Source organism: Mesorhizobium sp. LNHC252B00 (assembly GCF_000502955.1).
In the GTDB taxonomy this organism is placed as follows: domain Bacteria; phylum Pseudomonadota; class Alphaproteobacteria; order Rhizobiales; family Rhizobiaceae; genus Mesorhizobium.
In genome coordinates this window covers 108,707-121,085 of the sequence record NZ_AYWO01000006.1, presented here as the reverse complement: position 1 = coordinate 121,085, position 12,379 = coordinate 108,707, and the positions used below count along the sequence as shown (strand labels likewise).

12 protein-coding genes and 1 pseudogene are annotated in these 12,379 nt (G+C 60.7%); 4 read left to right on the top strand and 9 right to left on the bottom strand.

Annotation, left to right across the window (positions count from 1 at the left end):
• Positions 1-89: 89 nt before the first annotated feature.
• From X744_RS159000 to X744_RS159005, 3 genes and pseudogenes are all read right to left on the bottom strand, one after another.
• Positions 90-368 (bottom strand): SPW repeat protein, encoded by a 279-nt coding sequence (locus X744_RS159000; RefSeq protein WP_245266580.1) that lies wholly within the window; start codon positions 366-368, stop codon positions 90-92.
• A 448-nt stretch (positions 369-816) separates the two neighbouring features.
• Positions 817-1,986: pseudogene (locus tag X744_RS19750) on the bottom strand (SbmA/BacA-like family transporter); the annotation flags it as partial.
• Between the two features lie 178 nt (positions 1,987-2,164).
• Positions 2,165-2,332 carry a hypothetical protein gene (locus X744_RS159005; RefSeq protein ID WP_156938526.1) on the bottom strand — a complete coding sequence of 56 codons (168 nt, stop codon included), beginning with the start codon at positions 2,330-2,332 and terminating at the stop codon, positions 2,165-2,167.
• A 510-nt stretch (positions 2,333-2,842) separates the two neighbouring features.
• Here X744_RS159005 and X744_RS159010 point away from each other — a divergent pair.
• The 4 genes from X744_RS159010 to X744_RS159025 all read left to right on the top strand — a co-directional run bounded on the left by X744_RS159010 (position 2,843) and on the right by X744_RS159025 (position 5,938).
• On the top strand, positions 2,843-3,427 hold the full coding sequence (locus X744_RS159010) for a glutathione binding-like protein (protein ID WP_023758793.1): 585 nt from the start codon (positions 2,843-2,845) through the stop codon (positions 3,425-3,427).
• A gap of 65 nt (positions 3,428-3,492) precedes the next feature.
• The gene (locus tag X744_RS159015; RefSeq protein ID WP_023758792.1) at positions 3,493-3,711 is read left to right on the top strand and encodes a hypothetical protein; all 219 of its coding nucleotides are present in this window, start codon (positions 3,493-3,495) and stop codon (positions 3,709-3,711) included.
• A 65-nt stretch (positions 3,712-3,776) separates the two neighbouring features.
• A complete protein-coding gene (locus X744_RS159020) occupies positions 3,777-4,841 on the top strand; it encodes an alpha/beta hydrolase (RefSeq protein ID WP_023758791.1) in 1,065 nt (354 codons plus the stop codon).
• Between the two features lie 152 nt (positions 4,842-4,993).
• On the top strand, positions 4,994-5,938 hold the full coding sequence (locus X744_RS159025) for a Dyp-type peroxidase (RefSeq protein WP_031260067.1): 945 nt from the start codon (positions 4,994-4,996) through the stop codon (positions 5,936-5,938).
• Between the two features lie 246 nt (positions 5,939-6,184).
• On the opposite strand, the gene X744_RS159030 is transcribed toward X744_RS159025, so the two are convergent.
• From X744_RS159030 to X744_RS159055, 6 genes are all read right to left on the bottom strand, one after another.
• A complete protein-coding gene (locus tag X744_RS159030; RefSeq protein ID WP_023758788.1) occupies positions 6,185-6,610 on the bottom strand; it encodes a type II toxin-antitoxin system VapC family toxin in 426 nt (141 codons plus the stop codon).
• A complete protein-coding gene (locus tag X744_RS159035) occupies positions 6,610-6,852 on the bottom strand; it encodes a type II toxin-antitoxin system prevent-host-death family antitoxin (RefSeq protein ID WP_023758787.1) in 243 nt (80 codons plus the stop codon). Before X744_RS159035 ends, X744_RS159030 begins: the two co-directional genes overlap by 1 nt.
• A 547-nt stretch (positions 6,853-7,399) precedes the next feature.
• The gene (locus X744_RS159040; protein ID WP_031260065.1) at positions 7,400-8,722 is read right to left on the bottom strand and encodes an FAD-binding oxidoreductase; all 1,323 of its coding nucleotides are present in this window, start codon (positions 8,720-8,722) and stop codon (positions 7,400-7,402) included.
• Positions 8,723-8,733: 11 nt separating this feature from the next.
• Entirely contained in the window at positions 8,734-9,621 is an 888-nt protein-coding gene (locus tag X744_RS159045) for an ABC transporter permease (protein ID WP_031260063.1), read from the bottom strand.
• Between the two features lie 10 nt (positions 9,622-9,631).
• Positions 9,632-10,582, bottom strand: a complete 951-nt coding sequence (locus tag X744_RS159050) for an ABC transporter permease (RefSeq protein WP_023758784.1) — start codon at positions 10,580-10,582, stop codon at positions 9,632-9,634.
• Between the two features lie 103 nt (positions 10,583-10,685).
• On the bottom strand, positions 10,686-12,359 hold the full coding sequence (locus X744_RS159055; RefSeq protein ID WP_031260062.1) for a peptide ABC transporter substrate-binding protein: 1,674 nt from the start codon (positions 12,357-12,359) through the stop codon (positions 10,686-10,688).
• Positions 12,360-12,379: the final 20 nt, after the last annotated feature.

Sequence of the window (12,379 nt, the reverse complement as noted above, 5' to 3'; positions counted from 1 at the left end):
AGCCGAGCAGCAGCGTTGGAGGCGCCGAGGCACAGGAGGCAAGCCGAAACTCCCCGTTGCCGCGCCGCGGCGCCCTCCGGACAACAGAGTTAGTTGGAGCTCGAATGAGCTTGCGTCCTGCGACTTGCCACAAGTTGCGCCGCAGCTGTTGTCGCTACGCAAACCCCGACCAGGACATGCGTCCACATCGGCCCCTGCGCAGATCCGAAGCCGAGCAGAAACGGAGCGACCACCGCCCAGCACCCCAAGGTGAGGTTGGACCATTCCGTCCAGTCCCCGTACCGGTAGAGGGCCACGGCAGAGCTGCACACAATCAGCGCGCCCACGACCCCAGCGTCCCAAGCCGCAGCAGGTAGCCCGACGAACATGATTGCGGCGCAGGCCAAGCCTGCGCCGAGAATAAGGTTGGTCCATTCCAACCCGTTGCTTGTTACATCATTTCTCATTTTCATCTCCTTCTTCAGCCGTGCCACGGAGGTGGCCGGTGCGCGGAGAATGGGGCAGTCCCAGGTACCCGCCAATTCTACGCAGGCACCTGTTCGTCGATGCTAAAGTCTAGGGCGGCCAGGCGCGATGATTGTAGAAGACATCGATGCGCTCGGTCACAGTTCGTCAGGGATGTGCGATCCCCGGCATACATGCCAAGTGGCATTCCTCCGCTCCGAGGAGCAAAGACGTTGCCCGGCCAATAGCATTTAGCAGATCGTGTAAGTTGACGTCTGTCCCTACTCTCAAAGCAATCCGTGAGGAGAGCCGGGAACAACCTCGTCCAGCGGCGAGAACAGGCTGCTTGCCCTTCTATTCGGGACAGCAGGTCTCAAGTTTCTCGTTGGTCAGGCCCATCGGCATTGTCGCCGACTTCAATGGGCTTTTCCATGTCGTGCACCACGTCGGTCTTATTCAGCGCGATGCGAAAATCGGCAACACGCATCAGCGTGGCGCGCCAGTCGGCGATGCTGCCGACGTTGTTGATGAACCAGCGCAGCGAAGAATTCATCTGGTTAAACGCGCCGACTGCCACCATCAGTCCGCCGAAGCTATCTGGCCCGAGAAATACACAGGTGCCGCGATAAGGATTGGGACCACGATGCCAATCCAGCCGTAAGTGTTGGTCACCCATGACAGGTTGATCTGGGCGGTGTAGATGCGCCGCATCGCTGCCAGCACCGCACTGAGGTCCATTTCGAGCCGTCGCTTCGCGTCGGCCTCGCCATGGTAGAGCGCGATGGCATCGACATTTTCGTTGATGCGCACCATGGAGGAGCGAAGTTCCGCTTCCCGTGTGTAACGATCACCGTCGAGATTGACCAGCGGGTGCCCCACCAGCCAACTCAGCCACGATGCTATGCCGGCATAAAGCAGCGCCGCCCACACCATGTAACCTGGTATCGCCAAGGGATAACCGCCAATGTGGAAGACGAAGCCAGAAGAAACCCGCCAGAGCACCTCAACAAAAGACGCCAGCAGGATGAACGACTGCAGCAGCCCGATCCCGAGGTCCGTCGACAGATCGGAAAGATGCGCGGCGTCCTGCTGCATGCGCTGATCGGGATTGACGCCGATAGCACCGGCATTTGTCAATCGCAACGCCCACGCCGGGTGCATCCATTGGTCGATCAGGTCGAGCGTCAACGCCTCGCGCAGCTTCAGCCGGATCATCTGGTTAAGCCAGGCCTGGCTAATATTGAGCACCAGAAGGCTGCCGGCAATAAGGGCAAAGATCACAAGCTGATATAGGAGAACCGGCAAGTCGCGGCGCGCCAGCGCGTCGTAGAAGGGCTGGTTCCAGCTGTTGAGCACGACCTGGCCGATCGATGTCGCGCTAATGACTGCCACGATTCCAACCGACGTCCAGAGCAGCCAGTTGCGGACCGGCGATGCCTTCAAACCCAGATGGATGGTCGCCAATTGGTCGCCGAGGCTGCTGGCCTCGACCGAGACGGCGGCCATCTTGACACCGGAGTTGTCGTCCGCTTGGTCAACCATACATGAGGTCCATGCTTACGAAGCGGGTCACATCGTCGCCAGAGCCGTGCCGCTAACTCGGGATTGCGAGCGGGTTCGTCGCGGTTACCGTGCTGGCCAGGGTTGGGAATACCGTTTGCCGGTTGAGACGGCGGAAAGACCGAGGCCTCGCCCGGTCCTGAAATCAATGCCGTCAGGGTCAATGGCCCCAGTTGCCCCGGCCAGATTCTTCCTTGGGACGGATCGGCCTGCGGACGGTCTGCGGTACGCCGGCATTTTTGTCTGCTTTTTTGCTCGATGCCGTATGGACGGCGTCGGTCGCAGGCAACTGCGGATCGGCCGGACCCATAATGGTCATCTCCGGCATGATGATGACTCCTGGCTTTGGAAAAAACTGCTTCATTTCGTCGGCGGCACTTCGCGCAAATCCACGCTTCGGTTTTCGCGCCGCATGTCAGCTTGAAATATGCCAACCAAGGCAGGATGTGAGCCATCGTGCCAAGGGCACGCGCTTCCAATACCTTCGTCTATGGTCTCCCGAACGAAGGACTGGTCGGACTGTCGAGCACGCCATGTCCACGAGGGCGGGGACTCTGGTTCCACCTGACCCATTCCTGATGTGAGCTGAGAGGCTCGGCGTTGAGGGTGCGGCAACCACGAACAATTGTTTCAGCTCGACCATACCTCGGCATAGGCGCGCCTAGCTGTCGGTGTCGTAGCCATCCCCACCGCCAAGTGCGAGTCCTCTGAGCGTCGTTGGCTGCCGACGGCGTGGATGCCGCCGGCAATGATGACCGGCGCATCGCGATGAGCAGTCTCGCGCCCGACGACGGCCAAATTTTCGAAACGTCATCGAGGGTCCAGAAAGGGAAAGACCGTGAAACTCTACTATAGCCCTCTCGCCTGCAGCCTGGCCGACCACATCGCCTTGGAGGAGGCTGGTGCTTCCTTCGAGCGCGAAACTGTCAATCTCAAAACCAAGCGGACCGGCTCCGGGGAGGATTTCACCACGGTGACGCCCAAGGGGTATGTTCCGGCCCTCGTGCTGGATAGCGGGGAAACGCTGACAGAAAACATCGCCGTGCTCGATTGGGTCGCATCACAATACCCGGCACTTGGCGTGGAAGGGCCATTGGGCCGCACGCGCGTTCTCGAAGCGCTGACCTATGTCTCGACTGAGATACACCGAAGCTTCAAACCCATGTGGCACCAAGGCAGCGATGCCGAAAAGACCAAAGCGCGCGCGACGATTACGACGCAACTCGGCCTGTTCGCGGACCAACTCAGGACCGACTATCTGTTCGGCGACAAACCAAGCGTCGCGGATTTCTATCTCTTCGTGATGCTGCTCTGGGCCGCCCGCTTCCAAGTCCCTGTTCCCGCGCCTTTGGAAGCGCTCCGCGCCCGAATTGCGGCCCGTCCTGCTGTTCGCGCCGCGATGGTTCGTGAGGGTCTCGTCTAACTGCGAAGTTGGCCGGTCGCGTCCTATCACCCCTGAGCTGGAACAAATATCGAAGGAGTTTATCCATGCTTCCGTTGCTGCAGAACCTCCACCTGATCGCTGCCAAGCGCGGCGATGGGTTACGCCCCGAATTTCTAAAGGCGGAAGCCGAGGCGCCACTCAGCATCGTCTTCCCTACGTTGCCCAGCAAGGGCGTCAGACTTCAGGTGGTGGCGTCACTCACGCCCGGCCGTCCTGAACGATTGCCAGGGCATGCAGCCTGGCATTGCCAAGTCGATGAATGAAGGTGATGCCAAAGCTGCGTCAAACAGCACGGCATCCGATCTTGCCCTGAAAAGAGGTTGCAATAATGGAAAATACAGAACCGCCGAAAGAGATCGATCGATATCGCAGGGCCTTTGTCGGCGCCGCGGCAATCGGTCTGGCGGCTACGCAGTTCACGACAGTTCTCACAGCTCAGGCACGACCTGTTTCAGGGTTGGATGGAGCAACGACAGAGCGGTCGACGGCCGCTTCCTTCGCAGTGCTCAGGCAAGCCGACGCTGGCGTCCTGAATGTCGGTTACGCCGAGGCGGGTCCGCCCGACGGTCCCGTGGTTATCCTCCTTCATGGCTGGCCCTACGACATCCACAGCTTTGTCGAAGTCGCTCCGTTATTGGCGATGGCGGGCTATCGCGTGATCATTCCGTATGCACGCGGCCATGGCACGACGCACTTTCTTTCCAGTCAGACGGTCCGCAACGGCCAGCAGTCTGTTCTGGCTGTCGATGTCATCGAATTGATGGATGCGCTGAAGATCAGCCATGCGATCATCGCCGGCTATGACTGGGGCGCGCGCACGGCCTGCATCGTCGCGGCGCTCTGGCCTGAGCGTTGCAAAGCCCTTGTCTCGGTCAGCGGCTATCTGATCGGCAGCCTCGCGGCAAACAGAATGCCGTTGCCGCCGAAAGCAGAGCTTCAATGGTGGTACCAATACTATTTCGCCACGGAACGCGGGCGGGCTGGCTACGAACGATACCGGCGGGACTTCGCGAATCTTATCTGGCGGATCGCCTCGCCGAAATGGGACTTTGACGACGCCACATTCGATCGCAGTGCAGCGTGCCTCGACAACCCGGACCACGTCAGCATCGTCATCCACAATTACCGCTGGAGGCTCGGCCTGGCACAAGGCGAGCCGGAATTTGACGGCCTGGAAAAACGGCTGGCCGAAAGTCCCCTGATCACGGTGCCCACCATCACTCTCGAGGGTGATGCCAATGGCGCACCCCATCCCGACAGCAGCGCCTACGCCAAGAAATTTTCCGGCAGATACGACCATCGGATCATCACTGGCGGGATCGGCCATAACTTGCCGCAGGAAGCCCCGCAGGCCTTCGCCCAGGCGGTCATCGACGTCGGCGAATACCGATGAGGCAGGCAGATACTGGTGAGGCAAGCTGATGGTCGGCTGGTCGCAGAGCTGATCCTGGGCTTGCCTCGAATTGGGCAAATCTGAACTCGGCATTTCCGCGCCTTTGCCGTCAACTCAGCGGCGTTCCGAGTGATATATCGAAAGGATCTATTGTGGACTCAAATGTGCCATCTGCTGTTTCGCAACCGGTCGTCGCGCAACTGACGCGAGCCGCAATATTTCTCGTCGTGACGGTCAAATCCGGGCCGGACAACGAAGCAACTGTGCGCGCCTTGTGTGGCGATCTCTCCGCGCTCCTGCGCGCAATCGGGTTCCGTGACCTTGAAGGTCAGTTGTCATGTGTCATGGCGTTTGGGTCCGATGCATGGGACCGTTTCTTTGGAGCGCCCAGGCCGAAGGACTTGCATCCATTTCGCGAGATCCATGGCCAGCATCACGCTGTCTCGACGCCGGGCGACATCCTGTTTCACATCCGTGCCGCGCATATGGACCTTTGCTTCGAACTGGCGACACAGATCATGTCGCGGCTCGATGGCGCGGTTTCGGTGGCGGATGAGGTGCACGGCTTCAATTACTTCGATGACCGCGACCTGATCGGTTTCGTCGATGGGACCGAAAACCCGATGGATCACGACGCAGTCAAGGCCACGATCATCGGTGAGGAGGACCCCTCCTTTGCGGGAGGAAGCTACGTGATCGTGCAGAAGTACCTGCATGATCTGAAAGCCTGGAACACGCTTCCCATCGAGCAGCAGGAGGGAATTGTCGGCAGAAAAAAACTCTCTGATATCGAACTCGACGATGCCGTGAAACCGATCTTCGCGCACAATGCGCTGACCACGATCGTCGAGGACGGAGAGCAGTTGCAGATCGTGCGCGACAACATGCCGTTCGGCGACGTCGGCAAGGGTGAATTCGGCACGTATTTCATCGGCTACGCCCGCTCGCCGCGCAGAATAGAGCAGATGCTGGAGAACATGTTCGTTGGCCGGCCGCCAGGCAACTACGACCGGCTGCTGGATTTCAGCCGCGCCATCACCGGCACTCTGTTCTTCGTGCCGCCGGCGACATTCCTCGAGAATATTGCGACGGAGTAAGCGGTCACCTCGACTGCTGGCCCGGTCCGTCGGGCGGAGCTCATTCTACGTCGTCTAGATTCGCGGATAGTCTGCGAAAGCATGGGATTCCCCAACAGCTGAATTTCGTCAATGAAATCGCTCTCTAAAGCTGCCATTCCGCTCCCGGCATCGTGAGATAATCCGCGACGATCGCCTCATTCTGCTCTTCGCTCCAGTCACCGGCCATGGATGCCTCAGACAAGGGTAGAGTGGGGAGGGCCCGCTTCATGTCAGCAACCGCGTCGGCACGCCGAGCGCCGGACCGGCCTTGCCGAGGCGCTGGTCGAGCGTGTGCACCGTGGCGCCATGCTCCGATGCAATGGCGAGATGCAGCGCATCGCCGGCCCGAAGCCCAAGCATATGCTGATCGGCAAACTTCGCCGCGGTCCGGAATTGCCCGCCAGTCACGCCGAGCACGGTGAAGCTCTCGGCGACCAGCTTGTTGAACATGGCGAGCGCCCCAGCGCGCTGTTCAAGGCTGATCTGGCTGGTCCGCAGCTTGATCGCCATGGCCGAAGACATCTCGGTGATGGTCCAGTCGCTGATCAGAAGCTGCGCCACATCCTGCTCCGCCAGCCAAGTCTGGACGCGCGGCGTCATCGCTTCATTGGAGAGCGCCGCGACGATCAGCGACGTGTCTAGATAAAGCATCAGTAGCGGTCGCCGTCCCGCATCGCGCGCACCAGGTCAGCAGCGCTTTCAGTCTGCGGCGGCATAATCGCCGTCAGAGACCGGAGCAGGGCAGCGTCGATTGGTTTGCGAGGATTGGCCACGGCGGTGAGCCGTGCAACCGGCTTGCCGCGCCGAGTGATGTCGATTGAATGGCCTGCCTCGACCCGGTCGACCAACTCGCTCAGATGGGCCTTGGCTTCTGCCAGATTGATCACATCCATGACATTCTCCTGACCATGTAGGTGGTCATATAGCGTGTTCAACTTAAGAATTCCAGAGCGAACCCCCGACGTCCGTCGTGGCGAGTACTCCTGTAGAACCGGGCGTCGGTGCGCTTGCCATGCGGGCTTCAACCAGATGCGAATTCCGCGAGTTCGTCGGCCGCTTCACTGACACCGCAGGTAGCCGGGCGCTCGAGCCATGGTCGACCCGCCACCAGGTCAGGCTCGCCGCTGGAACCAGCGGCTGTCGTTGCCACGTTCGGGTTTGGCGGCAGCTTTTGCTGCTATATCCCGTGGTCAAACTTTGTTCCCTTCTGTCGAAGCAGAATTGACTGCGGCTTCCCTTTCTGTCGGGGCCATAAAGCCGTCCGCCGCGCAAGGAGCTTGATTTGGGTCAGACGTTCCTTGGTGTGTCTTGTGGGGCTTGACCAGCTCGGGTGCCGGTTTCCGCCGGAACAAGGTCGATCGATCGAGTGGCGCATACCTTTGTATGCCAGTGCCAGACTCAGATCCGAAAGGCGTCGCGAAATCTTCCATTCGACCCTGGCTAGGCGTGGGGTGGGAGTTGAGACCCGCTGGCCTTTGCCCGCAGCCAGTCCGAGACGCGACAGTACCGTAACATCGCGGCAGGAGCGAACGACATGAAGAAGGGTGCCCGCCGGAGTGGTTCGAGCTTCAGCGACAGGTCTTTTTCAGGGACGCCCTTCGCCCATTCGCCGAGTATGCCGCCGAGCATGCTTCCGGTCGGCACGCCACGACCGGACAGTCCTGTCAGGGCGACGACGCCCGGCGCGAGCTCATAGAATCGCGGGATGGTGCGCTTCTGCATGTCCAGCTCGCCGAACCAGAAATACTCCCATCTCAGGTCGCTGCTGATCTGCGGATGAAGCCAGCGCAGGCGATCGGACATGAGGCGGTGTGTGAACGCCATGTCCCTTCCACGACGGCCCATTGGGAACATCGAGGCGACGATGCGTCCCTCGGTGTTGTACTTGTAGACGAAGATGTCGCCGCGGCCGTCATGCATCGTGGTATTGCGCGGCAGGATGGTTTGGCGTTCGCTGGCGGTCAGCGGTTGGGTGGCGGCGACGAACACCCTCTGGATCTTGTAGGTCTGGTCGAGGCCGGGCCATCCGTCGACGGTGTAGGCGCCGGTCGCAAAGATGATCTTGTCGGCGACGACGGTTCCTTCACCGGCGTCCACTGCCCAAGCACCATCCTGCCGCACGACGTCGCGGACCGGCGACCCCGTGTGGATTGTACCACCTTCCTCCATGACGGCACGGGCCAGGCCTCTGGCGTATCCCAATGGATTGAGGTGACCAGCCTCGGAATGAAACCAGCCGCCATGATATCGCGGACTGCCGGTGATTTCCTCAGTCGCCTGTCTGTCGAGCACCCGCGTCTTGGCGCCGACGGCATTGTACTGCTGCGCCTTTGCCTCGAGCTTGACGACAGCGCCTGGCGTAAGCGCGCCCATGACGTAGCCGTTCTGTTGCCATTCGCAATCGATGCCGTAGCGCTCGATCATCCCGGCGACTTGTCTATTGGCTCCTGTCTGCCGGGCGATCAGCCTTTCGGCCCACGGGTCGCCCAGCATGGCACGCAGTTCGGGCAGGCTGTAGTGGGTGAAGGTTGGCGTGCAGTGGCCGGCATTGCGGCCCGAGCCGCCGAACCCGATCTCCTGGGCTTCGAGCAGAACCACGTCTATGCCATCACGGGCTAGATCGAGTGCGGTGGTCAACCCGGTGTAGCCGCCGCCGACGATGCACACGTCCGCCCGCCTGCGTCCTTGCAGTGGGCTGGTCTCTGGCGGCGGCGCTGCGGTCGCATACCAGAGCGAGACTTCAAACGGCGAAAACCTTGCCATTCCGGGCGGCTTCACAGCATGTCGCTTCGAGCGTCGAGCGCATCGCGCAAGCCGTCGCCGATGAAGTTGAAACTGGTGACTGCCAGGGTAATGGCGGCACCGGGAACGATTGCCAGCCACGGCGCGCTGTCGAGATACTGCTGGGCGCCGTTCAGCATGTTGCCCCAACTCGGCAGCGGAGGCTGGATGCCGTAGCCGAGGAAGCTGACATAGGCTTCCAGAAGGATGGCGCGGGCTACGGTAAGCGTGGCCGCGACGATGATCGGGCCGATCGCATTGGGCAACAGTTCGCGAAACATGATGTGGCTGTTGCTCAAGCCCAGCATGCGGGCGGCGACGACGAAGTCGCGTTCGCGCAGCGATCGCACTTCCGCCTCGACGATGCGCGCGATTTCCATCCAGCTCGTTGCTGCGATGATCAGAGTGATCATGATCGGGCTCGGCTTGATGAAGGCCGCCATCGCCAGCAGTAGGAAGATGTTGGGAAAGGACAGCATCGCGTCGACGAAACGCATCAGCACCGTGCCGATGCGGCCGCCGAAGAAGCCGGCAGCGATACCGAGCACGGTTCCAAAGACTGTGCTGATGACCATCGCAGCGAAGCCGACCAGGAGCGAAATGCGTCCAGCCATGAAGAGCCGCGCCGCGATGTCGCGGCCGAGCGGATCGGTGCCGAAGAAATGATAGCCCGTGAACGGCGGCGAGAACCGGCCACGCAGGTCGATGTAGAGATCGTCAAAGGGCAGCAGCAAGGGGCCGAAGACGCAGGCCAACACCAGAACGACGATCATCACCAGGCCGAACATCGCCAGTCGGTGACGGGCAAATCGGCGCACGGAGCGGCTTTGCCACCAGCGGTGCCTGGCGTGGGTGGGGATGAGGAAATCCGACTGGGTCATCTATTCGTCCTCAGCTCAATCGAATGCGCGGATCGACGAATGCGACGGTGAGGTCCGCGGCCAGATTGCCGACCAGGACAAGAACCGCGGACATCATCAGCAGACCCATCACGACGGGGTAGTCGCTGTAACCGAGGCTATCGAGGAACAGCCGTCCCATGCCGGGCCAGGTAAAGACCGTTTCCGTCACCAGCGCCCCACCCAGTATCGTTGGCAGCTGCAGCCCCAGCAGGGTGATCATCGGCAGCAGGGCGTTTCGGAGGATGTGGCGGATCAATACGCGCCGGGAACTCAGCCCCTTGGCCCGGGCCGTTCGGACAAAATCCTGACTGATGACGTCGAGCGTGGCGGTGCGCATGTAGCGGCTCCACACGGCGACATTAACCAGCGCAAGAACGATGCTCGGCATGATGAGATGGATCGCGTAGTCGCCGAGCGAGCCATTGCCGATCGTGTACATGTTGCCGGCCGGCAGCCATCTGAGCCGCAGCGAGAATATGTAAATCGCGATCAACCCGAACCAGAAGGTCGGGATCGACAGTGCCACCATCGCGCCGACCGTCGCTGCGTAGTCGAAGATCGAGTATCGTCTAAGCGCGCCCAGGACACCTATCCACGTGCCTACAAAGATGGCGATCGCGGTCGATACGCCCATCAGCAGCAATGTCGCGACAAGGTGCTCCCAGATGATATCAAGCACGGGCCTGCCGTCCCGGTAGGAATGACCCCAGTCACCGCGAAGCAGGTGGCTCAGCCAGTCGAGGTACTGGATGGGAAGGGGGCGATTGAGTCCCATTTGCGTGGCGATCCGGTCAAGATCGGCCTGCGTCATTCCTGGCGTGAGGGTGAATTGCGAGAGCGGTCCGCCCGGAGCCAGGTTCAGGACGGCAAAGCCAATCACCGAGACCAGCAGGAGCAGGACGAGACTTTGCCAGAAGCGTCCCAGCAGATAGCCAAGCATGCCGGTTGTCTCCGTTTTGGTGTCCGTAGATACAGTCGCGCCAGAGGCGCCTTGTCGGCTATGCAGGCCGAGCCGGTGATGGCCGGCTCGGCCTATTCCGGCACTATGCCCAGTGCCAGGTGGCCACGTCCCAGGAGTCGATGCGTACATTGATGTTCGGCTCGACGCCTTCGACACCGGACTTGTGTCCGCGCACCGTCGCGTATTGGAACATCGGCAGGAATGGCAGGTCGTTGCGTACGGTCTCCTGGATTTTCAGGTAGGCTTGCTTGCGCTTCTCCGGCACGAATTCAACGCCACCGGATTCGAGCAGCTTGTCCACCTCCGGGCTGGCATACTGCCAGGTATTCTGGCCGGCACCACCCTTGGCCGGAATCGACTTCGAGCTGAGATAGTCCGAAGTGTCGGGATCGGAGCCCGTCAGAAAGTTGATGCCGACGACGACGGAATCGAATTCCGACTTCATCCAGTAGTCGCCCCACATCACGGCCGGCGGCAGGTTGGAGATCACCACCTCGACGCCGATGTCGCGATATGATTGCTGGATGAACTGCTGCGCCTGCTCGCGGATATGATTGCCTGCCGTGGTCGAATTCTTGAACGAGAGGCGGACACCGTCCTTGACGCGGATGCCGTCCGCACCGGGGACCCACCCCGCGTCGTCCAGCAGTTTCTTTGCCTTGTCCACGTCGTATTCCTGCTTCGGCAAATCCGGATTGTAGTAGAAGGACTGCTGCGGCATGTAGGTTTCGGTTGGGGCCGGCAGCCCGTAGTAGAGGGCGTCGATGATCGTCTTCTTGTCCAGCGCATAATACAGCGCCTGGCGAACGGCGAGTTCCTTGAACTGCGGGCGCTCCATGTTGAAGCTGAGCGATTCGACCGTGGCGGCGGGAATGACGGCGACCGACGTTCCGCTCAATGCCTTGGCTTCCTCATAGTGGTCGGCTGTGATCCACTGTAGTCCGATGACGTCGATATCACCGGTTTTGAACTGGGTGTAGAGAACGGTCAGATCCGGAATGTACTTGTAGATCAGGCTCTTCAGGTAGGGGCCGTCGGCGAAGTAGTCGGTGTTGGCGGCCAGTTCGATATGGTCGCCGGCCATGCGTTCCACCCATTTGAACGGGCCAGTGCCGATCGGGGCATTGTTGAACGGCGCGCTGTTCTTGTCCTCCGCCGCACCGAGCACATGTTTGGGAACGATGAAGGTCGCGGCCAGGATCGACGGGTAGGGCGCGTAAGGCTCCTTCATCTTCCATTTGATCTCGGTTGGCGAGACAACAGTCAGGTCCTGGACAAGTTCGTGGCCGGCGCGTCGCCAGCTGCGAAACTTCGGGTCAACCAGCAGTTCGAGCGTGAACTTAACGTCCTCGGCGGTGAACGGCTGTCCGTCATGCCACTTCACGTCGTCGCGCAGCTTGACGTGCCACTCGAGCCCGTCGGCCGAGATGCCGCCGTTTTCGACGGTAGGCACCTCCTTGGCGAGCGCGGGGAAGAAATTGCCCTTGGGATCGACACCAAACAGCGGATCGAAGACGCTGAAGTGAATGCCCTCGTCGACCTCGATATGGGGCAAATGCGGGTTGAAGACGGTGGGCTCCTGGGAAAAGCCGACGATCACCTGTCCCTTGGGTTCGCTCGGCGGGGTTGCCGCAAAGGCCCTGCCTGCTCCCGTCAGGTTGGGCATGGTGAGGCCGGCGACACCGGCGATTGCCATTCCAAGCGCCTGACGACGCGTCGGTCGAAAGATTATGCTGCTGCTGCTCTTGTCTGACATTGGAGGCTCCTTTTCATAGT